Annotated in this window: 21 protein-coding genes; 12 read left to right on the top strand and 9 right to left on the bottom strand. The window is 60.8% G+C overall.

Features of this window, described 5'->3' with window-relative positions:
• The 3 genes from HMPREF2875_RS12990 to HMPREF2875_RS12980 all read left to right on the top strand — a co-directional run bounded on the left by HMPREF2875_RS12990 (nt 1) and on the right by HMPREF2875_RS12980 (nt 1,283).
• Nucleotides 1-195, top strand: coding sequence for an acyl-CoA carboxylase subunit epsilon (locus tag HMPREF2875_RS12990; RefSeq protein ID WP_039673984.1), 195 nt, complete (start codon nt 1-3; stop codon nt 193-195).
• A 4-nt stretch (nt 196-199) separates the two neighbouring features.
• Nucleotides 200-790: a Maf family protein gene (locus HMPREF2875_RS12985; protein ID WP_070673641.1), complete on the top strand. Its 591-nt coding sequence runs from the start codon at nt 200-202 to the stop codon at nt 788-790.
• 76 nt (nt 791-866) lie between these two features.
• Entirely contained in the window at nt 867-1,283 is a 417-nt protein-coding gene (locus HMPREF2875_RS12980; protein WP_070673640.1) for a DUF3151 domain-containing protein, read from the top strand.
• 302 nt (nt 1,284-1,585) lie between these two features.
• Here HMPREF2875_RS12980 and HMPREF2875_RS12975 read toward each other — a convergent pair whose 3' ends face one another.
• Both HMPREF2875_RS12975 and HMPREF2875_RS12970 read right to left on the bottom strand, forming a co-directional pair.
• Nucleotides 1,586-3,019, bottom strand: a complete 1,434-nt coding sequence (locus tag HMPREF2875_RS12975; RefSeq protein ID WP_070673639.1) for a DUF4282 domain-containing protein — start codon at nt 3,017-3,019, stop codon at nt 1,586-1,588.
• Between the two features lie 193 nt (nt 3,020-3,212).
• A complete protein-coding gene (locus HMPREF2875_RS12970; protein ID WP_070673638.1) occupies nt 3,213-4,271 on the bottom strand; it encodes a Cj0069 family protein in 1,059 nt (352 codons plus the stop codon).
• Nucleotides 4,272-4,552: 281 nt separating this feature from the next.
• Here HMPREF2875_RS12970 and HMPREF2875_RS12965 point away from each other — a divergent pair, with 281 nt between their 5' ends.
• The 4 genes from HMPREF2875_RS12965 to HMPREF2875_RS12950 all read left to right on the top strand — a co-directional run bounded on the left by HMPREF2875_RS12965 (nt 4,553) and on the right by HMPREF2875_RS12950 (nt 9,451).
• Complete coding sequence (locus tag HMPREF2875_RS12965) at nt 4,553-5,413, top strand: sulfurtransferase (protein WP_070673637.1); 861 nt, start codon at nt 4,553-4,555, stop codon at nt 5,411-5,413.
• Between the two features lie 141 nt (nt 5,414-5,554).
• On the top strand, nt 5,555-7,327 hold the full coding sequence (locus HMPREF2875_RS12960; protein WP_070673636.1) for an ATP-binding protein: 1,773 nt from the start codon (nt 5,555-5,557) through the stop codon (nt 7,325-7,327).
• 262 nt (nt 7,328-7,589) lie between these two features.
• Nucleotides 7,590-8,147, top strand: coding sequence for a GNAT family N-acetyltransferase (locus tag HMPREF2875_RS12955; protein WP_070673635.1), 558 nt, complete (start codon nt 7,590-7,592; stop codon nt 8,145-8,147).
• 80 nt (nt 8,148-8,227) lie between these two features.
• The gene (locus HMPREF2875_RS12950; RefSeq protein WP_070673634.1) at nt 8,228-9,451 is read left to right on the top strand and encodes an ATP-binding protein; all 1,224 of its coding nucleotides are present in this window, start codon (nt 8,228-8,230) and stop codon (nt 9,449-9,451) included.
• A 62-nt stretch (nt 9,452-9,513) separates the two neighbouring features.
• On the opposite strand, the gene HMPREF2875_RS12945 is transcribed toward HMPREF2875_RS12950, so the two are convergent.
• From HMPREF2875_RS12945 to prpD, 4 genes are all read right to left on the bottom strand, one after another.
• Nucleotides 9,514-12,945, bottom strand: a complete 3,432-nt coding sequence (locus tag HMPREF2875_RS12945; RefSeq protein WP_070673633.1) for a pyruvate carboxylase — start codon at nt 12,943-12,945, stop codon at nt 9,514-9,516.
• Nucleotides 12,946-13,123: 178 nt separating this feature from the next.
• Nucleotides 13,124-14,272 carry a bifunctional 2-methylcitrate synthase/citrate synthase gene (locus HMPREF2875_RS12940; RefSeq protein WP_070673632.1) on the bottom strand — a complete coding sequence of 383 codons (1,149 nt, stop codon included), beginning with the start codon at nt 14,270-14,272 and terminating at the stop codon, nt 13,124-13,126.
• Nucleotides 14,273-14,300: 28 nt separating this feature from the next.
• Complete coding sequence (prpB, locus tag HMPREF2875_RS12935) at nt 14,301-15,233, bottom strand: methylisocitrate lyase (protein ID WP_070673631.1); 933 nt, start codon at nt 15,231-15,233, stop codon at nt 14,301-14,303.
• Complete coding sequence (prpD, locus tag HMPREF2875_RS12930; protein ID WP_070673630.1) at nt 15,234-16,745, bottom strand: 2-methylcitrate dehydratase PrpD; 1,512 nt, start codon at nt 16,743-16,745, stop codon at nt 15,234-15,236.
• 169 nt (nt 16,746-16,914) lie between these two features.
• On the opposite strand from prpD, the gene HMPREF2875_RS12925 reads away from it, so the two are divergent.
• The gene (locus HMPREF2875_RS12925; RefSeq protein ID WP_070673629.1) at nt 16,915-18,222 is read left to right on the top strand and encodes a short-chain fatty acyl-CoA regulator family protein; all 1,308 of its coding nucleotides are present in this window, start codon (nt 16,915-16,917) and stop codon (nt 18,220-18,222) included.
• Between the two features lie 119 nt (nt 18,223-18,341).
• Nucleotides 18,342-19,136 carry an Ltp family lipoprotein gene (locus tag HMPREF2875_RS12920; RefSeq protein ID WP_070673628.1) on the top strand — a complete coding sequence of 265 codons (795 nt, stop codon included), beginning with the start codon at nt 18,342-18,344 and terminating at the stop codon, nt 19,134-19,136.
• 18 nt (nt 19,137-19,154) lie between these two features.
• Here the strand turns inward: HMPREF2875_RS12920 and HMPREF2875_RS12915 are convergent, their stop codons facing one another.
• The 3 genes from HMPREF2875_RS12915 to upp form a co-directional block, all read right to left on the bottom strand.
• Complete coding sequence (locus HMPREF2875_RS12915; RefSeq protein ID WP_070673627.1) at nt 19,155-20,579, bottom strand: NAD(P)H-quinone dehydrogenase; 1,425 nt, start codon at nt 20,577-20,579, stop codon at nt 19,155-19,157.
• A gap of 57 nt (nt 20,580-20,636) precedes the next feature.
• Entirely contained in the window at nt 20,637-21,818 is a 1,182-nt protein-coding gene (locus HMPREF2875_RS12910; protein WP_070673626.1) for a M20 family metallopeptidase, read from the bottom strand.
• Between the two features lie 119 nt (nt 21,819-21,937).
• Nucleotides 21,938-22,573 (bottom strand): uracil phosphoribosyltransferase, encoded by a 636-nt coding sequence (gene upp, locus HMPREF2875_RS12905; protein WP_070673625.1) that lies wholly within the window; start codon nt 22,571-22,573, stop codon nt 21,938-21,940.
• A 61-nt stretch (nt 22,574-22,634) separates the two neighbouring features.
• Between upp and HMPREF2875_RS12900 the strand changes: the two genes are divergently transcribed.
• The 3 genes from HMPREF2875_RS12900 to HMPREF2875_RS12890 are packed head-to-tail and all read left to right on the top strand — an operon-like array spanning nt 22,635 to nt 25,038.
• The gene (locus tag HMPREF2875_RS12900) at nt 22,635-22,919 is read left to right on the top strand and encodes a hypothetical protein (RefSeq protein WP_070673624.1); all 285 of its coding nucleotides are present in this window, start codon (nt 22,635-22,637) and stop codon (nt 22,917-22,919) included.
• Nucleotides 22,919-23,788, top strand: coding sequence for a C40 family peptidase (locus tag HMPREF2875_RS12895; RefSeq protein ID WP_070673623.1), 870 nt, complete (start codon nt 22,919-22,921; stop codon nt 23,786-23,788). The genes HMPREF2875_RS12900 and HMPREF2875_RS12895 overlap by 1 nt, the downstream gene beginning before the upstream one ends.
• Nucleotides 23,789-23,799: 11 nt before the next feature.
• A complete protein-coding gene (locus HMPREF2875_RS12890) occupies nt 23,800-25,038 on the top strand; it encodes a hypothetical protein (protein ID WP_070673622.1) in 1,239 nt (412 codons plus the stop codon).
• Nucleotides 25,039-25,060: the final 22 nt, after the last annotated feature.

Genomic DNA, 25,060 nt, shown 5'->3' with positions numbered 1-25,060 from the left:
ATGTCTGATTCCCTGTTTACCGTCCTGCGCGGCAACCCTACTGACGCCGAGGTCGCGGCACTGTCCACGGTGCTCACCCAGCTCGATTCTGAGGCGCGCGCCAAGGCCGCCGATACCCGCTCCGAGCGCAACCTGTGGGGCCAGCCGGGCGACGTGTTCAACCCGTCAGCCTTCCGCAACGTCCGCTACTACTAAACACATGCGCCTCGTCCTCGCCTCCCAGTCGCCGTCCCGCCTGTCCATCCTGCGCAGCGCCGGTGTGGAGCCCGTCATCGCCCCGGCCGACGTGGACGAGCGGGCCATCGAGGAGCGCCTTGCGGGTGCTGATCCCGTAGAGATCGTCTGCGCCCTCGCCACGGCCAAGGCGGAGGCCATCGCTCCCGACTATCCCGAGGACGTCGTGGTGGGCGGGGATTCCATGCTGCTTCTCGACGGCTCCCTCCAAGGCAAACCCCACACCCCCGAGGCCACCGTAGAGCGCTGGCACGCGCAGGCCGGGCGTACCGCGGAGCTCATCACCGGGCACTGCGTGCTGCGCGGCGACGAGCGCTTCGTCGAGGCCTCGCGCACGACGGTCCACTTTGCCCAGGCCACGGACACCGATATTGAGACCTATGCCCGCACCGGCGAGCCACTCGAATGCGCCGGCGCCTTTACCCTTGAAGCCCTCGGCGGCTGGTTCATCGACCGCATTGAGGGCGATCCCTCCTCCGTCATCGGCCTTTCGCTGCCAGTGCTGCGGCGCGCGCTGTATTCCTTCGGGCTTAACGTTTCTGACTTCTGGGTTTAGCCCCGGTTTCAGTCGAATCCTTCTAGTTTCGCCCCCCTGTGGTGGTCCTGGCGCCACAGGGCTACAGTGGGGCGGCATGGAAATGAAAGACATGCTCGCACCAAAACCCATCAAGCTGCCTGCCGATCCGGGTGCTGACAGCACTTCCGATCTCACCGCGGGAATTGTCGCCCACCCAAACTCTCCACTGCTGTGGGCACTGCTGGCGGAGCAGGAACTAGACAAGCACAAGGGCGCTGAGCCCACCGCTTTCATCACCGCCTACGCCTATGCGCGTACCGGCTACCACCGCAGCCTCGACCGCCTGCGCGGCAATGGTTGGAAGGGCTGGGGACCAGTCCCCTTCTCCCACGAGCCCAACCAAGGCGTGCTGCGTGCCATCGCTGCTCTTGGCCACGCCGCGAAGGCTATCGGCGAAGATGCAGAGTATGACCGCATCCGCCAGATGCTCTCCGATGCCGACCCCGAGTGCGTCGCAACCTTGCTGGACTAATTACCTTTCCCACCCAGCGGCGCTTTCACTCCCTCAGCACCGTTTCCCCCGCCCTACACATGGTTCTACTCAAACGGCTCGACTCAGAAAGTTTACTTGGGGGCAAGTAAACCTTCTAGAAGACCGCAGATGGTTTATTTGCCCCCAAGCTAACCATCTCACCTAAACCTTCTGACTGAAACCTTTTATGGCGACTGCGGTTCACCCTCGGCACGCACACTGTTAGCAAAAAATCCCCGCGGCCCTCACACATTCGAGGTCGCGGGGATTGCTGTTATCGGAGTCAGTACCGTGCGAAGGATTTACTCCTTGTCATCGTTTTCTGCCTTGGCTACAAGCTCACTGGTGTTCTGCGCGGTACGGATGTTGGCCGCGAAGAACTCCAAGACCAAGCGGATTTGAATGATGTAAAGGAGGAAGGCGATACCACCGACGATGACGGCTCCCAACAGCGCAGCGAAACCACTTCCAAAGCCGTTAGAGAATGAAATGAGAGCGCCGATTAGAGCGATTGCCCATAGGAAGGCACCAAAAGCCACGGCGAGAATGTAAATGACAGAAGCGAACTTCAGGGTGATGAAGTCCTTGAAGGAGAAATCAAACAGCGCGCTGAAGAAGCCAGAGCCCTTGCTAGAGGAACCGGCGGACTGATTGTTCTGCTGCGGTGCCGGGGCGGCGAATGGCGAGTTCTGGTCGCCGAAGCCCTGGTTCTGTGACTGCTCACCGAATCCATTGTTCTGTACGGCAAAGCCCTGGTTCTGGTCCTGCTGGCCAAAGCCAGAGTTCTGGTCACCAAAGCCTTGGTTCTGCGGCTGCTCACCGAATCCGTTGTTCTGCGCGTCACCAAAGCCGTTGTTCTGTGCGGCAAAGCCCTGCTGCTGGGAAAAGCCGCCGAAACCTGCGTTCTGGTTGGCTTGCTCGCCCTGTGCGGACTCAAACGACTGGGCTGCCTGGAAATCCTGAGAGGCTTGAGCACCGAAGCTCTCCGTCTGCTGCTGGCCGCCGAAGCCATAGCCCTGACCGGAGGCCGAAGAGCTGCCGAAGCTTGCGTTCTGAGCGCCAAAGCTCTGGTTGGACGAGCCATAGTCAGCGGAACGTGCAGAGTAGTCAGCGTTCGAGGAGTTGGCGGCACCTTCGGCATTGCTGGAGGAAGACTCCGCACCGAAGCCCTGGGAAGAGTCGTAGGAAGCGCCCTGAGCCGAACCATAAGACTCGGAAGCTGGTACAGCAGAACCGGAATCACCAAAAGACGCTCCTGCGTCGGAAGAAGCCGAGTCACGTGCTGCAGTCTCTGAGGCGAACGCAGAATCAGACGAGGCGGACACCGAAGAGGAGGAAGACGCAGAGAACGAGGAGTCAGAATCCGCAGATGCAGCGGAATCAGCAGGCTCATTGGTCTGTGCAGGCTCAGACGGAGTCTGGGAGTAATCGCCGTACCCAGCCTGTCCGCCCCAACCAAAGCCAGAGTTGGAGTTGGACTGAGCACCCGGGTAGCCCCAACCAGCAGCAGCATTGTCATTGCCGTAGCCACTGCCAAAGCCTTCACCGAAACCCTGCTGGGAATTGTCGGTGGCGGAACCGTTCTCTGCTGCGGCGGAGCCCTCAGCGGAATGCTCCGGCGCCGGATTGTTCGGGTTGAAATCAGAGCCAAAGCCGCTGCCGAAGCCGCCGCCAAAACCCTGGTTAGAAGGATCGTTGTTGTCGCCGTTTTCGCCGAACTGGTTGGGGTTAGTCATCGCTCGGTTGTCCTTTCACAGAGAAAATCGCAGAGCAGTACACAAACGTGTAATTTTTACTTCTCCGAAGGTACCTGAGATCCGGCTCACTGGCAGCGCTCATTGGGGAACGCGCCCCACAACGCTGAAAACCACTCTTGGCCCTAAAACAGGAAAATCCCCCGCCGAAGGCGAGGGATTCATGGATGAACGCTTAGGCGTGCTTGGCCTCAACGCGCTTGATGGCTTCAGCGGCCACCTTCTCCTGGATGCCCATGTCGAGCTCCGAGGTAAAGCCCACGCAGGAGCAGTTGATTTCACCAAGGACGTAGGTGTCCTCGCCGTTCTCGCCGTCTGCCAGCATGAAGTCCGCGGTCCAAATCAGCGGGATGTTGTCGCCACCGAGCTTCTCAGCGATGACTGGGCGGACCTCAGCGAACATGTCGACGAGCTCCTGCCACTCCTCCGGCTTCTGGTAGGTGTACTTAGCACCGGAGAACAGGGTGGCGGAGAAAGCGTCGCCGCCCTCAGCCGGCTTCTTGTGCACCACGAAGACTGGGTCCGGGCCAACGAGGAGGATGCGGATCTCGCCTTCAACGATGCGTGGCATGAAGCGCATATCCACGAGCATGCCGTTGTCACCGATGATGTACTGGTCGCAGAAGTCCATAAATTCGCCGAGTTCGCGCTCCTCGGTGTGGTTGTCCACAGCCTCGGTGCACTTGATCTTGGTGTCGAGCGGCAGTGCGGTGCCCGGCTCGACGGACTCAACCAGCTTCTCGTCGGCCAAGCGCACACGCCAAATGCCGGAGCCAGTGGAACCACGGTTCTGCTTGAGCACGCGCTCGCCGTAGGACAGGGAGGTCGGGAAGGTGTTGTGGAAGGACTCGACGTCGTAGTAGGCAGCGGTGTCGGACGGCACGAGATCGGTGTCGTTGAGCTTGACCAAGGCATCCTTGGCGCCGTAAGCCATCATCTCGTACGGGGTGGACATGCCCACCAGGCCGGCCTCAGACAGCTTGGTGAGCAGGTCGAAGTAACCCTTCTCACCGCCCGGAATGCTGCCCGGGTTGACGCGGGAAATGTAGGCATCGAAATTCTCAGAGACGTACTCGAAGAGCTGCTCAGACCACTCGGGGCGGTAGAAAACTACCTCTGCGTGCCAGCCAGCATCCTTGATGCTGTCGACGATGGGCATGGTGTCCTTGCGGTGGCCGTTGATCTGTTTGTCGGATCCGCCCTCGACCTCGAAGACGACGATTGCCTTATGCACAGCGATTCCCTTTCGTTGGGTATTTATGTGGGGGTCACCTCTTAAAATAACCCAGGTTTGCGTCGCGCGCTGAACAAGCATTTTTCACCAAAAGGCGTGCTCATCCGCCCCGCAAAGCCCCTGACCAGCACTCTTGTTATAACCAGTGCCTGTGCCGTGGAAAATACCACTAGATAAATGTATCCAACACCACAAAAGTTTCTCTTGAGTGACCACTTATGTGCGAAGCGCGCTAAGGTTGAGTCGACCGTCCCCCTCGCAACGAGAAAGGTAGGTGGACCGTGGCCGAGTTCGACCCGAATCCCCCTTTCCAGGAGTACGCGCACCCCGAGCGTCTCGTTTCCGCCCCGTGGCTATCCGCGCGTCTGGGCGTCAATGGCCTACGCGTCGTCGAAGTCGATGAGGATTCTCTCCTCTACGACATTGGCCACATCCCAACCGCCATCCGTATTAATTTCCAGACGGAACTGCTCGATAGCACCACGCGAGACATCATCGATGAAGAAGCTTTCGCCGAGCTTCTTCGCTCCAAGGGCATCGAGCGCGACGACACCGTCGTCCTGTACGGCGATAAGTCCAACTGGTGGGCCGCCTTCGCCCTGTGGGTCTTCGAACTATACGGCCACCCGGACGTCCGGCTACTGGACGGCGGACGTGACGCCTGGATGTCTGAAGAACGCGATACCTCTTTCATGGTGCCCGAGCCCACCACCTCCTCCTACCCCGAGGTCACCCGCGACGATTCCGCACGCGTCTTCGTTGACGAACTGCGCTCCTCAGAAGCCACGTTGGTAGATACCCGCAGCCCAGAGGAATTCTGCGGCGAAGCCACCCGCGAATCCGGCAATGGCGCATCACCCTACGGCACCACGATGACCTACGGCCACATCCCTGGTGCAGCAAACCTCGAATGGGACCGTGCGGTCTACCCCAACGGTTGCTTCCGCGCGCTCAGCGAGCTCAAGGTCAACTACGGCGAGCTCGAGCCAGCGACCGAGACCATCCTCTACTCCCACGTTGGCGCCCAGGCGGCCCACACGTGGTTTGTCCTTAAATACCTGCTTGGCTTCGACAACCCGCGCGTCTACGACGGTTCCTGGGCCGAGTGGGGCAACATGGTGCGTATGCCGGTTGAGCGCTAACAACACGCCGAAATGAACCCGCATCTTTACCGGTGCGGGTTTATTTTTTGACACGAAACCAAGATGTGACGGTATCCTCATGTTTTGGTGTGCAAGAATAGTACGCAGTCCTATCAGAAATCATGGAGGAGGGTTCCTGCCGTGGCAGTTGAAACCAAGAACATCACCAAGGTCCTCGTGGCCAACCGCGGTGAGATTGCGGTCCGCATTATCCGTGCGGCCCGCGACGCGGGCATTGCATCCGTAGCCGTCTACGCAGAGCCTGACGCCGATGCCCCATTCGTCACGCTTGCCGACGAAGCCTTTGCCCTCGGCGGCCAGAACTCCGCAGAGTCGTACCTCGACTTCACCAAGCTTCTCGACGCCGCCTCCAAGTCCGGCGCCGACGCCATCCACCCCGGCTATGGCTTCCTCTCTGAGAACGCCGACTTTGCCCAAGCGGTCATCGATGCCGGCCTGATCTGGATTGGCCCGTCGCCGAAATCCATTGCGGAGTTGGGTGACAAGGTCACCGCCCGCCACATCGCCGAGCGTGCCGATGCCCCTATGGCCCCGGGCACCAAGGATCCCGTTGCCAGCGCGGAGGAGGTCGAGGCCTTCGCTGATGAGCACGGCCTCCCCGTTGCCATCAAGGCCGCTTTCGGCGGCGGTGGCCGCGGCATGAAGGTGGCCCACACCCGCGAGGAGATCAAGGACCTCTACGAGTCCGCCACACGTGAAGCCGTCACCGCTTTCGGCCGCGGCGAGTGCTTTGTGGAGCGCTACCTGGATAAGGCCCGCCACGTTGAGGCACAGGTCTTGGCTGACCAGCACGGCAACGTCGTTGTTATGGGAACCCGCGACTGCTCCCTACAGCGCCGCTTCCAGAAGCTCGTCGAAGAAGCCCCTGCCCCCTTCCTCACCGATGAGCAACGCGCCTCCATCCACGAGTCAGCAAAGCGCATCTGCCGCGAGGCCGGCTACTACGGCGCGGGCACCGTGGAGTACCTCGTCGGTTCTGACGGTCTCATCTCCTTCCTTGAGGTCAATACGCGCCTCCAGGTAGAGCATCCCGTTACCGAGGAAACCACCGGCTTCGATCTGGTTCGCGAGCAGTTCCGCATCGCCGAAGGCCGCGAGCTTTCCGTTTCCGAGGACCCGGCACCGCACGGCCACGCCATCGAATTCCGCATTAACGGCGAAGACGCCGCCGCGGGCTTCATGCCGGCCCCCGGAACCATCGTCTCCTACTCCGAGCCTTCTGGCCCCGGTGTTCGTATGGACTCCGGTGTGCGTGAAGGTTCCGTCATTGGCGGCCAGTTCGATTCCATGCTGGCCAAGCTCATAGTCTGGGGCCCGGACCGCGCCACCGCCATTGAGCGTGCCCGCCGCGCCCTAGCCGAGTACCGTATCGAGGGCCTGCCCACGGTTATCCCCTTCCACCAGGCAATCCTTACCGATCCTGCCTTCACCGCCGAGGACGGCAACTTCACGGTCTACACCAAGTGGATCGAGGAAGAGTGGGTCAACGAGCTGCCTGAGTACACCGACACCGCCGACGTTCCCGAAGACGACGAACAGGATGCCTCCCAGAAGTTCGTCGTCGAGGTCGGCGGCCGCCGCATCGAGGTGGCACTGCCGGGTAACCTGCTCTTGGGTGGGGGCAACAAGCGCAAGAAGTCGAAGAAGCGTCGCGGGAAGGGCGCGGCGGCAAACGTGTCCGGCGACGCCGTAACCGCACCGATGCAAGGCAGCGTCATCAAGGTCGCCGTCGAAGAGGGCCAGGAAGTCGAGGAGGGTGAGGTCGTCGTGGTGCTCGAGGCCATGAAGATGGAGAACCCTGTCAAGGCCCACAAGTCCGGCACCGTGACTGAACTCAAGGTATCCACCGGCACGCAGATCAACAAGGGCGAGCCGATTCTGGAGATCAAGTAATTTGCCGATGTTTCCTTGCGGCCAGGGAGCACTGCAATAACCTTGCTTCAGTCGGCAACGTTACGTACTCTTTGTACGTGATACCCCGGTGGAGCGCTGCTCCGGGTTACTGACCCGCTGAGTACTACTTACCGGGGTGCTGATTTTTTCACTCCGGGGGGGATGCAGAAATGGCGCGTAAGGATAGCCAGTGGAATGTGCCACCACCACTCGAACCGCTCAGTGAGTTCCTAAATTCCGAGATCAAGTAGCCTCGGAAGGCATGAGCGTTAACGATTCCGAGTTCGGCGTACGGTTGGCCAAGGAGCACGACCGTACCTACCTCTCCCGTCTCCTCTTCCTCGCCGATGTCCTCGGTGACGAGGACGCCCATATCGGGGATTTCCACACACCTGACGTGGGAATGTACGTCGATGAATGGTCTCCCCATGTCGACGGCGGCGTCATCGCAGTCTCCAGCCACCGCGTGCCCGTAGGCGGTGCGTGGCTGCGCTATTACACCACCGAGGCTAAGGGTGCTGCCTACACAGGCAATCCCGACGCCGATCCTTTTGATGAATCCCAGTGGGCCACCGACCTGGATCCGGAGGAAATCCCCGAGCTCTTTCTTGCCGTGGAGTCCCGTTACAGGGGCCTAGGCGCTGGGCGACGCCTCCTGCGCAACACCTGCGACCTCGCCGAGGCGCAGGAGGCTCCTGCTGTATCGCTGTGGATTGAGCCGGAGAACACCAGCGCTCGCAAGCTGTATGAATCCGAAGGTTTCGTCGACATCGACGTCCCCGGCCGCTCGGATGCCCACGTGATGCTCAAGCGCTTCTAGTACCGCAAGCCGACAAAAGGTGTCGACTATACTCGACACTTCCTCGGCTTCTTCTAAAAGTGTCGACTATACTCGACACTATGGCTGACCTCATTCCTCGCCCAAACTATCTTGCAAAATTGCACGCGATCGAGGATCGCGACCTTGTCCGTATAGTCACGGGCGTACGTCGCTGCGGAAAGTCCGCACTGCTTTCCTTATATCGACAGGATCTCCTCAACTCGGGAGTGCCTGCTGAGGACATTCTCGTCATCAATTTTGAGGACGCGCGTAATGATCGGCTCCGTGAGCCGCATGCCTTTCACACTTTCGTCGAAGAAGCCCTAGACAAAGGGCTTCGCTATCTCCATGTCGACGAAGTACAAGAGCTCGAAGACTGGGCACGAATCATTAACTCGCTAAGACTCAATGATGAGCTCGAAATCACTCTCACTGGTTCGAATGCCTCAATGTTTGCTGGCGAATCCCTTACATATCTTGCCGGCCGCTACATAGAGCTTCGAATGCTCCCCTTGTCATTGAGCGAGTTCGCTGCCTTCGTCCATCGTGAAAAGTCACCGCCAACGATTCCGACTGCCGAAGACTTTTCGGCGTGGATGCGAATCGGTGGGTTCCCTGCAAGTGTGCTGGCAAACGATGTCGGAGTTGCCTCAGATTTCAATCGCGCACTTTTCGATTCAATTTTTACCCGAGACATCGCTCTTCGTGGCCAAATCCGTGATACATCAACGTTCCTACGGCTTGCTCAATTCATCTTCGATAATTCTGGTTCAGAACTATCCACCCGCCGAATCCGGGGAGTCCTTAAGGCAGATGGATACGCTAGCTCCTCTGAAACCATCGACCGCTACCTCGAGTTGATGGAGGACGCCCACCTGCTATACCGCTGTCGTAGCCGTGATACGAAGGGAAAACAATGGCTGCGAAGCAACGGTAAGTACTACTTCGTGGATCCAGGATTACGTAATGCCGTACTTGGTTCCCGTGATTTCAACCTAGGCCACGACCTTGAGAATATGGTGTTTCTCGAGCTTCTTCGCAGAGACTATGAGGTGTCCACGGGCTCAGTCCCAGACGGGGAAATAGATTTCATCGCAACTCGTGGGGATGACACCTTTTACGTGCAGGTGGCTTACGCCACCTCAGAACCATCTACTCTGGAACGCGAATTAGCCCCTTTCGCGCATACTCCTGCTGGCTCACGCTGCATACTCATCACACTAGACCGATTTCCACCGCCGACAGGCCACGTCCAGTGGGTCGATGGCCTTGCGTTCCTAGCCGGACAAGACCTCGCCCCTTAAATACAGAAAGTAAACCCTCCTGCTTAGATAAAACATCTAAGCAGGAGGGTTTGGCGGCTGTTCTAGCTGATAACGGCGATGAGGTCGCCGCCCTCAACCTTGGTGGCGGCGCCAATGGCGACGCGCTCGATGGTGCCATCCTTGGTGGCGGAGATGGAGGCTTCCATCTTCATGGCCTCGATGACGGCGATTTGGTCGCCGGCCTTGACCTCGTCGCCCGGCTTGGCGGTCGGGTTGACCACGCCAGCGAACGGTGCGGCCACGTGGCCATCGTTGGACGGGTCAGCCTTCTCCACGGTGGCAACGGTGGACTCGACGTTGTTGTCGCGTACCTTGAGCGGGCGGATCTGGCCGTTGACGTTGAGCACCACGTTGCGGATGCCCTTCTCGTCTGGCTCGCCCATCGCGTCAAGACGCAAGGTGATGGGCTTAAGATCCGCGCGGTCGGTGGAGCCCTCCGGGAAGTAGTGAACGATGTAGTCTTTTCCTTCTTCCAGACCGTAGAAGAAGACAGTATCCGTCAGCGCCTCGGTATTGCCAAAGGTGCGGCGGAACTCGTTGAACTCCTCGAACTGCTTCGGGAAAAGAAGGCGGTTAAGGGAAGCGCGGCGCTCGGTGGAATCATCCGAGGCTAGATGAGCCTTCTCTTCTTCCGGAACTGGCTTCACGGTGACGTCGCCAGGCGCGCGGCCCTCGAGGACCTTGTCGCGCAGCGGCGGCCAGCCACCCGGAGGCGTACCAAGCTCACCGCGCAGGAAGGCGATGACGGAATCCGGGATGTCGTACTTGGTGGGGTTGGCCTCAAAGTCAGCCGGATCCACACCGGCACCCACGAGGTGCAGGGCGAGATCACCGACCACTTTGGAAGACGGGGTCACCTTGGTCGGGCGGCCGAGCATCTCGTTCACCGCTGCGTAGGTGTCCTCGATGATCTCGAAGCGGTCCTCCAAGCCCAGCGCGGTAGCCTGCGCACGCAGGTTGGACAGCTGGCCGCCCGGAATCTCGTGGCGGTAGACGCGGCCGGTCGGTCCCGGAATACCCTTCTCGAACGGGTGGTAGAGCTGGCGCACGGCCTCCCAGTAGGGCTCCAAGTCGGAGACTGCCTTGAGGGAGATGCCAGTATCACGCGAGGAGTTGGAGAACGCCGCGATGATGGCGGACAGCGAAGGCTGGGAGGTGGTGCCCGCCAGCGGTGCGGAAGCACCGTCGACGATGTCGGCACCAGAAAGCGCTGCCGCGTAATAGGTAGCCAACTGGCCACCGGCAGTGTCGTGCGTGTGCACGTGAACCGGCAGGTCGAACTCCTTGCGCAGAGCCATAACCAGCTTGGATGCAGACTCCGGGCGCAGCAGGCCCGCCATGTCCTTGATGGCCAGGACGTGGGCGCCGGTGTTCACGATCTCCTCGGCCAGCTTGAGGTAGTAGTCCAGCGTGTAGAGCTTCTCATCCGGGGAGCACATGTCGCCGGAGTAGGCCATGGCAACCTCAGCCACGGTGGTGTTGGTCTCCAGGACGGCGTCGATTGCCGGGCGCATCTGGGTGACGTCGTTCAGCGCGTCGAAGATGCGGAAGACGTCCACGCCGGACTTGGCGGCCTCCTGCACGAAACCGGTGCACACATCGTTGGAGTACGGCGAGTAACCCACGGTGTTACGGCCGCGCAGCAGCATCTGGATGTTCTGGTTCGGCATAGCCTCACGCAGCAGGTCCAAGCGGACCCACGGGTCCTCCTTGAGGAAGCGCATGGCAACGTCGTAGGTGGCACCGCCCCATGCCTCCACGGAGTACAGCTCCGGGGTCATGCGGGCGACGGCCTCTGCGGCCGTGACCAACGCGGTGCCGCGCACGCGGGTAGCCAGCAGGGACTGGTGGGCGTCACGGAAGGTGGTATCGGTGACGGCCAAGGCGTCCTGCTTGCGGATTTTTTCTGCCCACTTCTTCGGGCCGAGCTCCAGCAGATCATCGCGGGAACCGCGCGGCAGCTCAGAGTTAAAGTCCAGATCCGGCAGCTTATCGAAGGGACGCAGGGTGGTCGGGCGCTCGCCGTTCGGCTTGTTAACGGTCACATCCGCGATGTAGTCGATGATGCGACCAGACTCGTCCACGGCCGGCGGGGCCTTGAGCAGATCCGGGTGCTCCGGAATGAAGCTGGTGTCCACGCGGGTGTTGACGAAGTCCGGCTCGCGCAGCAGTGCGCGCAGGAAGCCGATGTTGGTGGCCACGCCGGCCACGGTGAACTCGTTGAGCGCACGCTGGGCGCGGGATACCGCCTGCTCGAAGGTGGCACCACGGCAGGTCATCTTCACCAGCAGGGAGTCGAAGTTCGGGGAAATCTCCGCGCCGACGGCCGTTGCACCGTCGAGACGCACGCCCGCACCACCCGGCGAACGGTATTGGGTCAGCGTACCGGTATCCGGACGGAAACCGTTGGAAGGATCCTCAGTAGTGATACGGCACTGCAGGGCCGCGCCGTTGATGTGGATGTCTTCCTGCTTGAGACCCAGCTCGTCTAGGGAAAAGCCCGCGGCAATCTGCATCTGGGACTTCACGATGTCCACGCCCGTGACCTCTTCAGTTACGGTGTGCTCCACCTGCACGCGCGGGTTCATCTCGATGAAGACGTGATTGCCCTTTTCATCGACGAGGAACTCAACGGTACCGGCGCCTTCGTAGTTGATGTGCTCACAGAACTTCACGGCGTCCGCACAGATGCGGTCACGCAGCTCCGGGTCCAGCGTCGGGGCCGGGGCAATCTCCACGACCTTCTGGTGGCGACGCTGCACGGAGCAGTCACGCTCATACAGGTGCATGACGTTGCCCTGGGAGTCAGCCAGAATCTGCACCTCAATGTGCTGCGGGCGAATCACCGCGGTCTCGAGGTAGACGTTGCCATCACCGAAAGCGGCCTCCGCCTCGCGGGAAGCCTCCGCACACTTGGTCTTCAGCTCCGCCTCGTTCTCAATGAAGCGCATACCGCGGCCGCCACCGCCAGCAACTGCCTTTACGAAGACGGGGAACTCGAAGTCCTTGGAGTATTCCGCCAGCTTGTCGACGTCCGTCGAGGGCTTCGAGTCCTTCAGAGTCGGCAGACCCGCCTCCTCGGCCGCAGCCACAGCGGCAGCCTTGTCACCGGTCAGGTCCAGGGTCTCAGCGGTGGGGCCGATGAACTTAATGCCGTTGTCACGGCATGCGCGCGCCAGATCCGCACGCTCAGAGAGGAAGCCATAGCCTGGGTAAATGGCATCCGCACCGGACTTCTTAGCGGCGCGAATCACCTCATTGATGTCCAGGTAAGCCTTGACCGGCTGGCCTTCGGTACCAATGCGCACTGCCTCGTTAGCGAACGCGCGGTGGAAGGAGTTGCGGTCTTCCTTGGGGTAAATGGCGACCGTCTTGGCACCAACCTCGAAGGCCGCACGGAAAGCACGCACGGCAATTTCGCCGCGGTTTGCCACCAAGACCTTGGAGAAGGATTTGTGGGCGGTATCAGACACTGGGAGTAATCCTTTCAGATAAGCACGATACAGATCTCAGAGTAGTGCCCTTCGGGTTCACGTGAGGCGGAATTCGACATATAGGTCAACAGAAATCCGCAACCTGTACATAAACTGGGAAAATAGAAGCGAAAAGACCAGCGCACTGCATGAGCACGCTGGTCTAATTCTTCCTTCGCTAGATTTCCTTCGGCGGCACGGAGCGCTGCTCCTCGCCGTTGTAGGCAGACAGCGGGCGGATGAGGGAGTTGTTCTCGTTCTGCTCCACGATGTGTGCGGTCCAGCCGGTGATGCGGGCCATCACGAAGATCGGGGTGAAGAACTCGATGTCGAAGCCCAGGATGTGGTACGCAGGGCCAGCCGGGAAGTCCAGGTTCGGCTGGATCTTGATGGAGGTGTTCTCGTACATGGTCTTGGCCATGATTTCGTACATCTCCACCCACTGCTCCTGGCCGTGGTCCTTGGCCAGCTCGCGGAAGGCTGCCTCCATGGTCGGAACACGGGAGTCACCGTTCTTGTACACGCGGTGACCGAAGCCCATGACAAGCTCCTTGTTCTTGAGCTTGTTGAGCGTCCACTCCTCTACCTTGGCAGGGTCACCAATCTCGAGGAAGTTCTTCATCACGGCTTCGTTGGCACCTCCATGCAGCGGGCCCTTCAGAGCGCCGATGGCGGCGGTAACGGCGGAGTAGGTGTCCGACATCGTCGAGGTCACCACGCGGCCGGCGAAGGTGGAGGCGTTGAAGGAGTGCTCAGCGTAGAGGATGAGGGACTTATCGAAGGCCTCAATATCGGAGCGCGACAGTGCCGGGGAACCTTCCTCCTCACCAAAGACCATCCACAGGAAGTTTTCCGCAAAGCCCTTCTTGCGGGAAGGCTCGATGTAGCCCTCACCGCGACGGCGGCGGATATCGAGTGCGACGATGGTCGGCAGCTTCGCCATGAGCTCCAGCGCGGTGCGGCGGATGTGCTCAGAGTCCTTGGTGTACTCCTCCGGGTCCTGGGAACCAATGAAGGAGACTGCGGTGCGCAGAACGTCCATCGGGTGGCAGGACTTCGGCATGGAGGTGATGAGGTCGATGAGGTGGCGGTCCAGGTGGCGCAGTGCCTTCTCACGAGCGGAGAAACGCACGAGCTCACCTTGGTTCGGCAGCTCGCCGTTCCACAGCAGGTACGCCACTTCCTCGAACGAGCAGTAGCGGGCGAGCTCCTGGACCGGGTAGCCGCGGTAGGTCAGGGAGTTGGTCTCCGGGACAACCTTGGAAATGGCGGTCTCATCAACGACAACGCCGTACAGGCCCTTGCGGATCTCTGGGGTCTCAGACATGGTATTTCTCCTTTGCAGTTATGGGGTATTAATCAAAAGTGGGCTTGTAGGTGTCCTTCGAGTACGTGAACACGCTCTGGTCAAAGGCGTTGTACTCGTCGTAGCGCACCAGCTCATAAAGGCGGGAGCGGTGCTGCATACGATCGAGCCACTCCTCGGATTGCAGTCCGGTTTCCTGCATGTCGCGCAGGAACTCTTCGGTAGCGCCCATGGCCACGCGCAAGGTGGACACCGGCCAGATGACGGCGTTGTAGCCCAAGCCTTCGATGCGCTTAGCCGACAGCAGCTCGGTCTTGCCAAACTCCGTCATGTTGGCCAGCAGTGGGGTATCCACGGCGGCGCGGAACTTCTCAAAGTCCTCAGGCGAGTACAGGGCCTCGGTGAAGATGAGGTCCGCACCAGCGCCGGCGTAGGCCTTGGCGCGTTCGATAGCGTCATCAATGCCGTGGATACCGGCGGCATCCGTGCGGGCACAGATGATGAAGTTCTCATCGCGGCGCTCGTTGACGGCGGCGGTAATGCGACGAACCATGAGATCCGTCGGCACCACTTCCTTGCCATCGAGGTGGCCGCAGCGCTTCGGATTGACCTGGTCTTCTAGGTGGCAGCCGGCCAGGCCAGCGTCCTCCAGCGCGGCAACCGTGCGGGCGGCGGACATGGGTTCGCCGAAGCCAGTGTCGGCGTCGACAAGCACCGGCAAGTCCGTGGCACGAGCGATGTGCCCGGCGCGCTGCGCCACCTCGGTGAGAGTGGTCAGGCCGATATCCGGCAGGCCCAAGTCATTGGCCAACACCGCGCCGGAGACGTACACGCCGCCGAAGCCACCAAGGTCCTGGATAAGGCGCGCGGTGAGCGGGTTAAACGCTCCCGGCAGGGTGGTGATTCCCGGCGCGTTCAGCGCCTCGCGGAAATTCTTGCGCTTTTCTGCGTTGCTGATGGTGGAACCAAACAGACCAGCCATTTAGAACAGTCCCTTCGGGGTTTCTGGTGCGGTGGCGAGTGCTTCGTCGGTGAGGCGAACGTTGAGCTCGTTGAGGTCGGTGAGATTCTCCAGGTCCTGTACCGCGGCAAGGAAGCGCTCCTGCTCTTCCTCCGAGACCTTGCCGGCGGCGAGCTTCTTGAACTTGTTGATGTACTCCTCGCGGCCGAAGGGGCGGGCGCCGAGCGGGTGGGCGTCGGCCACTGCACGCTCATCCTCAATCACGGTGCCGTCCTTGAAGGTGATGACAGCCTTGCCGCCGAATGCCTTCTCCTCCAAGTCGTTGGAGTGGTAGCGGCGGGTCCACTCCGGGTCCTCGACGGTGGAAATCTTGTGCCACAAATCGATGGTGTCCTGGCGGTGCTTGCGCTCGTCCGAGTAGGAGGTCTCGTAATCCCACTCGCCATCCTGCAGGGCCACGGCGAAGATGTACATGATGGAGTGGTCCAGGGTCTCGCGGGAGGCGTTCGGATCCATCTTCTGCGGGTCATTGGCGCCGGTGCCGATGACGTAGTGCGTGTGGTGCGAAGTGTGGAGGACGATGGACTCGATGTCCTCGGTCTTCAGGCCCTTCTCAGCCAGGGTCTTCTTGAGGGCAAAGGCCATGTCGATAGGCGCCTGTGCCTGGTACTCCGCGGAGTGCTCCTTGGTGTAGGTGTCCAGGATGGCGCGCTTTTCTTCACCTTCAGCCGGCAGTGGGACGGTGTAGGTGCGCTCCGGGGAGTGGAGCATCCAGGCGATGAAGCCGTCTTCGCCTTCCCAAATCGGGGCCGGGGCACCTTCGCCGCGCATGGAGCGGTCTACTGCCTCGATGGCCATCTTGCCCGCGAAGGCTGGGGCGTAGGCCTTCCAGGAGGAAATCAGGCCCTTGCGGGACTGGCGGGTGGCGGTGGTGGTGTGCAGTGCCTGGCCGATGGCCTGGTAGATGGTGTCGACGTCGAGGTTCAGCATGGTGCCGATACCCGCGGCGACGGACGGACCAAGGTGTGCCACGTGGTCAATCTTCCACTCGTGCAGGCAGATACCCTTGACCAGGTTGACCTGGATTTCGTAGCCGGTGGCCAAGCCGCGGATGAGGTCCTTGCCGGCCAGGCCCTTGTGCTGAGCCACGGCGAGAATCGGCGGGATGTTATCGCCCGGGTGGGAGTAATCCGCAGCAAGGAAGGTGTCGTGGTAGTCCAGCTCGCGCACGGCAGTGCCGTTGGCCAGCGCTGCCCACTCGGCGGAGTAGGTACCGTCAACACCGAAGATGGTGGCGCCGCTTTCCGACGTCTCATGGGCCTGCGCAATCACTCGCGCCGAGGTCACAGGACGGCGCGTAGCAGAGGCTACAGCAACAGAGGCGTTGTCGATGATGCGGTTGATGATCATCTCGGTGGTCTCAGCCGGGACCTCGACCGGATCAGTGGCGACCTTGGCAATCTTGTGTGCGAGGTGCTCCTCGATGGGGAAATCCTCAGCGGACTTGTGGGTCCGTACTTCGTGGTTAATCAACGTGTTCTCCTCCTAGGCAATAACTGCGACTGCGATAGCCCTCACACTATTTATCCGAACGTGCGGCCCGCCACATGTGTAAACTGTGGAAATCTGTTGCAAGTCTTTGCGTTATTCGCGAACATTGTGGACATCCCAGTTCATGTAGCATTTTTGGAGGATTCGAGCGATGACGAAGCACTACGCGGGGGCGAGAATCCACGCGCTACGCAAGGAACGCGGGCTCACTCAAGCGGCCATGGCCAAGCAACTTGGCCTGTCCACGAGCTATCTCAATCAACTGGAAAACGATCAGCGCCCTCTCACCGTCACTGTTCTCATGCAGCTCACGCAGCGCTTCGACATTGACTCCACCTATTTCGCCGGCGACCGCGACTTGCGCGCCCTCGCCGAACTACGTCAGCTCTTCCCCGAAGCACCCGAGGCAACGCTTACCGACCTCAGCGGACGTTTCCCCGAACTGCTGCCCCGGCTTGTCGACGCCGCCGCGCACACCCCCGCGGAAACCGGCCCCTTCGAGGCAGTCCGTGACTTCTTCTACGACGCCCACAACTACGTTCATAGTCTCGACGTCGCCGCCGAGGAACTATCGGAACTCCTCGGCGACCGCGTCCTGCGCCGTGGCCGCCTCGCCTCCCTTCTGCAGGAGGAGTTCGGTGTCAGCACACGATTCTCCTCCCCGTCCCCACGCCGCCGCACATTCCGTAACCGCGAGCTACACCTGCGGGCGGGTCTTTCCGAAGCCCAGCTTGTCTTTGAAATGGCGCTCCAATACTGCTTGTTGGCCTACCCCGAGCATTGCGCCGAACTCGTTGCCGAGCTCCCCGGTGAGGAAGCCCAAGCCATCGGCACACTCGGCCTTGCCCAATACTTCGCCGCCGCCGTGACCATGCCCTATACCCAGTTCCTCGCCACCGCGGAAGAGACGCGCTACGACATTGATGTCATCGCCAACGCCTTCGGCACCGGTTTCGAGACCACCGCGCAGCGCTTATCGACGCTACAGCGCCCCGGCCACCGCGGTGTCCCCTTCTCCTTCATCCGCACCGACCGCGCGGGCAACATCTCCAAGCGCCAATCCTCCACCGCCTTCCACTTTGCCCGCAGCGGTGGATCCTGCCCCCTGTGGGTTGTGCACCGCGCTTTCGAAACCCCTAACCGCATCACACGCCAAGTGGCCTCCATGCCAGACGACCACACCTACCTCTGGATCGCGCGCTTCGTTCAAGGCCAAGCACAAGCGTGGGGTACCCCGCGCAAAGAATTCGTTGTGGGCCTCGGCTGCGATATCTCTCAAGCCGATCGCGTCGTCTATGCCGACGCCCTGAACCACTCCCCGTCCGAGGCCACTCCCATCGGCCCCGGCTGCGCCGCATGCCCACGCCCTGCCTGCCCGCAGCGCGCTTTCCCGCAGGCAGGCAGACCTGTCAGCCTCGACCTCAACGTCTCTCCCGATTCTGCCTACGCCACCTCCTAGTACGCCTTTTCGCCTAGGCTTTCGAATTTCCTGCGGCCATGTCCAGAGGGCTTGCCAAGATAGGACTCGTTCGGCACCGCACCGAGCCTCTGTCTCTCTAACGCAGGAGGTTTTCTCTCATGTCCAACCCTTATGCAGCTCCGCAGTTCCCTTCGGAACCAACTCCAGAGCAGCCAGCACCGACGCAGCCAGCGCCGAAGAAAAAGAAGAAGGGCGGCTGCCTCAAATGGGGTGCGGGTGCACTCGCAGTATTCGTACTTGGCAGCGCCGCTCTCAACGCAGGTTCTGATGGCGATTCCTCAAACACCGCCGCACCGGAACCACGCTCCAGCATCACGGCTACCGAATCGCTGGACGCTGAACTCAGCACCCCGACGGTTGATATCACTAACGCCGCAGCTGAACTGGACTCAACTTCGGGCAATGATGCCGGCGCTGGCAACAATGACGAAGCCGTGCCACAGGATTACACGAATGCGCTACGCGCAGCGAAGCGCTATCTGGATTTTTCAGCCTTTTCCGAAGCTAAGTTGTATAACCAGCTCACGAGCGACTACGGCTCGCAATTCTCCCCCGAGGCGGCACAGTACTCGATCGATCAGCTCGACGTGGACTGGAATGCTGAAGCTCTCGAGTCCGCAGAAAACTATCTCGACTTCGCCGCCTTTTCTAAAGCCAAGCTATATGACCAGCTCACCTCTGAGTATGGCGACAGCTTTACTCCAGAGCAGGCTCAGTACGCCGTTGACACAGTAAACGGTGACTGGATGGCCGAGGCCGTTGAAGCAGCGAACAGCTACCAAGAGATGATGCCGATGTCGGGCCCAGCACTGCTCGAGCAACTCACCAGCGAGTACGGCGAGAAGTTCACTATGGAAGAAGCCCAGCATGCGGTAAGCACACTGGGCTTCTAAACCGAGAAGTAGGAGGTTCTACTCTAGGTCGTCGTGGGCAACCAGGCGGCGAGCTGCCTCAGTGATAGTGCCGGACAGGGACGGATAAACCGCGAAGGAATCCGCCAGCTGGTTCACGGTGAGCTGGTTGGTCACGGCGACAGCGACGGGCAGGATGAGCTCGGAGGCAGTCGGAGCAACAATCACGCCGCCGATGACGCGGCCGGAGGTTGCACGGCAGAAGAGCTTGACAAAGCCATGCTGCAGAGAACGCATCTTGGCGCGCGGGTTGGTGTTCAGCGGCATCATGACGGTGCGGGCAGCCACCTCGCCGGCCTCAATCTCAGCCTGGGTAAAGCCCACAGCGGCAATCTCCGGGCGGGTAAACACGGCGGTGGCGACGGTCTTCAGACGCAGCGGGGACACGCCCTCACCCAGGGAGTGGTACATCGCGATACGGCCCTGCATTGCAGCAACGGAAGCCAGCGGGAAGAGGTCGGAGCAGTCACCAGCGGCGTAAATACCGGCAACGTTGGTGCGGGAGACGCGGTCCACCTCAATGTGGCCGGACTTCGTGGTGGCCACGCCGACGTGCTCAAGGCCTAGGTCCTTGGTATTCGGGATGGAACCGATGGACATAATGACGTGGGAGCCGTGGATCTCGCGGCCGTCCTGGGTCTTGACCACAACGTTGCCGTCTTCAGTACGGGAGACGGTCTCCACGCGGCAGTTCTTCTCCAGTTCCACGCCACGCTCGGCCAGGACGGTCTCGAGGACGTCGGCAGCATCGGCGTCATCGTGCGGCAGAATGCGGTCGCGGGACGCCACCATGGTCACGCGCACGCCCATCTCCGCGAAGGCAGAGACGAACTCCGCACCGGTCACACCAGAACCGACCACGATGAGGTGCTCTGGTTCCTCCTTGAGGTCGTAGACCTGCTGCCAGGTCAGGATGCGCTCGCCATCCGGCTGCGCGCCCGGCAGAATGCGTGGGGTGGCACCGGTGGCAACGAGGACTAAGTCCGCCTCAAGGGTTTCGGTGGTGCCATCCTTATGGGTGACATCGACCTTGTGGGCGGCACCCTTCACTCCGTGCTGGTCCTCGGAGAAGGCCGCACGGCCATCGATAACCGTGACACCAATCTTTTCCAAGCCCGCGCGCACGTCGCGGGACTGATTAGCCGCCAGCGCCTGCACACGGCCGTTGAGCGCCTGCAGGTTCAGCTTCAGGGAGCTGAGCTGGTTGTCAAGGCCCATGTCATCAGCGCGGCGGAAGTCGGTGCGGATGTTGGCACCTGCAATAAAGGACTTCGAGGGAACGCAGTCCAAAAGAACGGAGGAGCCACCAGGGCCCTGTTCCTCAACCAACGTAATATGTGCGCCGTACTTGGCGCCGGCAGTCGCGGCCTCGTAGCCAGCGGGGCCTCCACCAATGATTACGATGCGGGGGGCTTCCTGTGACAATGTCGCTCCTTAAATTAAATTCTGGGAAATCCGTGTCACAGTGTAATGCTTAAAGCCCTAATCCTCCACGTTGGCGAACTGTTCCGCCACCGACCCAAAGAGCTTGACACCCACGCCGATTGCCCGCTCATCTGGAGCCAAATCGCCCATGTGGAGATCGTGCTGCTCACCTTCGCCAGACCAGCAGCCCAGACGGGCCATGGAGCCGGGAACCTTTTCGAGGTACCAGGAGAAATCCTCACCGCCTGAGGACTGCGGCGCTTGGACCACGGCTTGTGGGTCGATGGCTTGGGCGGCACTGGCGAGGAGGGCGGTTGAGACGTCGTCGTTCAGCACCGGCGGAACCCCTCGGCGGTAGACCAACTCGTGCTCAACGCCCAACGGCGCCAGAACCTGCTCCACGAGCTCAGAGAACAGAGTCTGCATCTCACGCCAGATGCCAATGTCCGCTGTGCGCATCGTGCCAGACACAGTGCCGGTCTCCGGAATGGCATTCGGCGCATATCCTGAATTGACCTGGCCAAAGACCAGGACCGTACCGGTACGGGGGTCAACGCGGCGCGACAACAGTCCCGGCAAATCAGTCAGGAGTTTGCCCAACGCATAGACGACGTCCGCCGACAAATGTGGGCGCGAGGTGTGGCCACCAGGACCGGTCACGTTGATTTCAACCACATCGGTAGCCGAGGTGATAGCGCCCGCCCGAACGCCAATGCGTCCGACGCGAAGCTTAGGCTCAACATGGACGGCGAAAATCGAATTCACACCTTCGAGCGCGCCCCATTCAATGACATCAGTGGCACCGCCGACCCACACTTCCTCGGCGGGCTGGAAAATCACGCGGATGCCAAAGTCAAGGGGGTGCTCGCGATGGAAATCGGCCAGTGCACAGGCAGTGGCTAGCGCAATGGTGGTGTGGATGTCATGGCCGCACGCATGCATAACGCCGGGTACTTCAGAGGTGTACTCGAGCCCGGTGACCTCGGTGACCGGAAGGGCATCAAGATCCGCACGGAACGCCAAACGGCCAAGCTCCGTGTCAGGGCCGATGTCCACCATGAGTCCGGTCTCAGGGAAAAGCTGCGGCTCCAGGCCATACTCACGCAAGGTGTGGGCGAGGAAGCGAGTGGTTTCTATCTCATTATTGGAGGTTTCCGGGTGGCGGTGAATATGACGACGCCACGCGATGACCTCTGCGCGGTGGTTGGTGAACCACTCACTCACATAATCCGAGATCACTGCTTCCTCCTCCGTGGTTTTCTATGGGGAAGAGTCTACAACTAGACCATGCGGTTCAGTTAGTCGGGCAGGTCAGACAGTAGATATACTGAGTGGTCTGCGGTTTCCCAGGGCGCCTTTTAAAGATCGATATTGCGCGGACCGTACAGGCGGTCGCCAGCGTCGCCCAAACCTGGAACGATGTAGGCATCGTCGTTGAGCTCGGGGTCGATAGCCGCAGTCACGAGGCGAACCGGCAGGCCAGAGTTGGCGAGGGCATCAACGCCCGGCTGCGCGGAGACCATACAAATGGCGGTGATATCCGTGGCACCGCGATCTGCCAACAGCTTGAGGGAATGCAGTAGGGAGCCACCCGTGGCGAGCATAGGGTCGACAACGAAAACACTGCGACCGCTGAGATCCTCCGGCAAGGCTTCAAGGTACGGGACCGGCTGGTGCGTCGTCTCATCACGCGCCATGCCAATGAATCCCACCTGGGCATCAGGAATCATCGACAGAGCCGGGTCGACCATGCCCAGGCCAGCGCGAATGATGGGGACGACAATCGGCGGATCCTGCAGGCGCGTGCCGTCCGCAGTGGCGACAGGAGTCGCACAGTCGAAATGCTCAACGGGGAGGTCGCGGGCCGCCTCGTAAACGAGCATGGCGCCGAGGTCACGCAGTGCAGCGCGGAAAGCGGCGTTGTCGCTGCGGGCATCGCGCATAAGGGTGAGACGGGATGTGGCGAGGGGGTGGTCTACAACGTGGATATCCATGTCCACCACTCTATAAGAGTTGGGCGGGAACCGATTGGCAGGTTGGGCAGTCTAATAGGACATGACTGACTTCGATACCTTTGCCATTGATACCGAATACGCGCGCCGTTTGGCGTACGAGCTTGCTGAGGCCGCCCAGGGCTCCCCTACCCCTCCTCCTGAGCTGCCGAATGACCCTGTCTTGCAGGGGTTTACGAGTGCACTCGACGCTGCCTTAGAAAACCTATCTGCTCGCCTTACCCAGGTCAGAGCCGATGCCGCTGCGGTGGCGGAGTCTAGTTTCCGCATGGCGCGTGAGGCTGAGGATGCCGACAATGCGCTCGCCAGTGCGTGTGGGGGTCTGTGATGTTGGAATCAGCTATTGCCCAGATCGCCCGGATGCAGCCAGCACAACTGCCTAATGTGGGATTGCCCACCGTACCGGACCTCACTGCTGCGGGCCCCTTGGCGGAGATTGCGCATGGAGATCCGCAGGCGCTTTTCGACGTCTCCCGGCAGGCCACCGAGGACATCTCCACCGTGCATTCGGCACTGGGCTCTGCGCGGAGTTTGATTTCGGCAACAATTCGGGATCTCGTGGGGCTTGGATTCGAGCTGTTACAGCGCGGCCTTCCGCTCACCCTTGGATTACTTATCCCGAACCCAGCAGCGCAGGCCGCTGCACGTTCCGCACTGCAAGCTCTGGCCATGGAGTACATAGGCAAAGCCATGATGCGCATTAAACGCCTTGCTGGGGAACTACTCCAGGCAGCCGCTCCCCTAGTGCCGATCGGCCAGCGTGCCGTACGGCCCGCAGTCCGCGGCCGCCAGGACAGCACTGATGTCACCGTGGCGCGCCATGCGCTTAGGGAACCTGCAGTCGAAGGCGGTTCCGAGCAGGGACAGGCCGCAGCACAGGCAGCCCTATCGCAGGTGGGAACTCCTTATGGATGGGGAGGAACGGGCAACGGGAGCTTCGATTGTTCGGGGCTGACGCAGTGGGCGTGGCGGCAGGCCGGAGTAGAGCTGCCCCGAACCGCGGAAAGCCAAACAGTGGGCCGGCAAGTCAGCGCCGAAGAGCTACAGCCAGGTGACCTCGTGGTGTGGGACGGGCACGTCGCCATGTACTCCGGCGACGGACAAATCGTTGAAGCGGGAAGCCCGGTACAGACTGGGCCATTGCGCACCAACAACATGGGGATGGCTTTCAAAGGCTTCTGGAGGCCCACAGGGTAGACTGTTTCCCCATGAACACACGCGCGATTGTCCCCGTCCAGCTCTCTTTGTCTGAGGGCGATTTCTATACCCTATGGGCGCCGAAGTGGCGTCAGAATGGTTCCGAATGGCAGGCCTTCCTTGGCGATGATGAGTCTGTCTTGTTGTTCCACACCGAAGCCGACATGCTGTGCTTCCTCGAATCAGACAAGAAGCATGACCTGCTTGACCACCCCAAGTGGGAAGTCTTTAACTCCCAGGCTGCGGACCGAGTCGTGCCGGACAAGAAGCACGTCTATGACCTCGTCGGAATGCCGAAGTACCTGGCTGGCCGCCCCAGCCACGAGAACGTATCCTCGGTAGCTCGCTGTTTGGAGATTGCCCATGCTCTCGCTGAGGTCTCCGCCGCAGAGCACACGGTTATTTTCTTTGCCTCGCACTCTATCCTGCGCAACCCTGCGCGCGGAGCGGATCATTACGCCGGCGATGCAGGTATGAACGAGTGGTCTGGCGTGGGCAGCGTCGTTCTCGCGAACTGGCGCGAGGTTATTGAGGACCTCGACAAGGTAGTCAAGGTCGTGCCCTCCGCAGACTTTGCTGACGATGCCACGGCAAACGCGGCTACCCGCATCTCCGCGGCCACGGAAGCTGCTGCCGAGGCCCGCAAGAAGGCCGAAGAAGAGCGAAAGGCCGCCGCTGAGGCAGCTGACCCGTACGACAGCTCCCCGTGGGCTGCTGCCGGTATTGACCCGGTCAAGATCACCGCTAACCAGAAGTCGGTCTACACCTTGCGCACCTACCTGGATGGCAAGCCGGTCTTCTTGGGTAAGTGGGGCGAAATCTTCACCTTCCCTACCTCCAAGGTACTCACCCGCTGGATCATGGAAAACGATGACCACGACCTAGCGAAGGTCTCCACCTGGGAAGAAGTCGTTGCTGCAGCCAATGCGGGCGAGCTCGAGGTCACCGTTCACCCGGATAACCAGTACACCTTCAATGGCATCGTCCGTGACATTGAGAAGGGTCCCGAGTCTGTTGATAGCGACCAGATGGGCCGCTGCTATGAAATCTGCGCCGATGCCGCCGACTGGGCTGGCGATGATTCCATCAACTCCTACATGCTGCAGAACCCGCGCTTCCAGGACTACCTGGGCTACATGCTGGGTTCCACCGAGCATGCGGGTTATGTTCCGTCCAAGCCCTACACCGAGCACGCGGAATCCTGGAAGGGCTTGGAAGAGATGCTGACCAAGCGCTTCTCGCGCTTCTAATGAGCGCCTCGTTAATCAGCGC

The organism is Corynebacterium sp. HMSC078H07 (assembly GCF_001812805.1).
Classification (GTDB): Bacteria; Actinomycetota; Actinomycetes; order Mycobacteriales; family Mycobacteriaceae; genus Corynebacterium.
Note: the sequence above shows the minus strand (reverse complement) of the source record. Positions and strands in the feature narration are given on the sequence as shown.

Bases quoted from the DNA above. Each gene is read 5' to 3' on its own strand.
- HMPREF2875_RS12990 (WP_039673984.1), top strand. From the start codon at position 1: ATGTCTGATTCCCTGTTTACCGTCCTGCGCGGCAACCCTACTGACGCC.
- HMPREF2875_RS12985 (WP_070673641.1), top strand. From the start codon at position 200: ATGCGCCTCGTCCTCGCCTCCCAGTCGCCGTCCCGCCTGTCCATCCTG.
- HMPREF2875_RS12980 (WP_070673640.1), top strand. From the start codon at position 867: ATGGAAATGAAAGACATGCTCGCACCAAAACCCATCAAGCTGCCTGCC.
- HMPREF2875_RS12975 (WP_070673639.1), bottom strand. From the start codon at position 3,019: ATGACTAACCCCAACCAGTTCGGCGAAAACGGCGACAACAACGATCCT.
- HMPREF2875_RS12955 (WP_070673635.1), top strand. From the start codon at position 7,590: ATGAGCGTTAACGATTCCGAGTTCGGCGTACGGTTGGCCAAGGAGCAC.
- HMPREF2875_RS12950 (WP_070673634.1), top strand. From the start codon at position 8,228: ATGGCTGACCTCATTCCTCGCCCAAACTATCTTGCAAAATTGCACGCG.
- HMPREF2875_RS12940 (WP_070673632.1), bottom strand. From the start codon at position 14,272: ATGTCTGAGACCCCAGAGATCCGCAAGGGCCTGTACGGCGTTGTCGTT.
- prpB (WP_070673631.1), bottom strand. From the start codon at position 15,233: ATGGCTGGTCTGTTTGGTTCCACCATCAGCAACGCAGAAAAGCGCAAG.
- HMPREF2875_RS12925 (WP_070673629.1), top strand. From the start codon at position 16,915: ATGACGAAGCACTACGCGGGGGCGAGAATCCACGCGCTACGCAAGGAA.
- HMPREF2875_RS12920 (WP_070673628.1), top strand. From the start codon at position 18,342: ATGTCCAACCCTTATGCAGCTCCGCAGTTCCCTTCGGAACCAACTCCA.
- upp (WP_070673625.1), bottom strand. From the start codon at position 22,573: ATGGATATCCACGTTGTAGACCACCCCCTCGCCACATCCCGTCTCACC.
- HMPREF2875_RS12900 (WP_070673624.1), top strand. From the start codon at position 22,635: ATGACTGACTTCGATACCTTTGCCATTGATACCGAATACGCGCGCCGT.
- HMPREF2875_RS12895 (WP_070673623.1), top strand. From the start codon at position 22,919: ATGTTGGAATCAGCTATTGCCCAGATCGCCCGGATGCAGCCAGCACAA.
- HMPREF2875_RS12890 (WP_070673622.1), top strand. From the start codon at position 23,800: ATGAACACACGCGCGATTGTCCCCGTCCAGCTCTCTTTGTCTGAGGGC.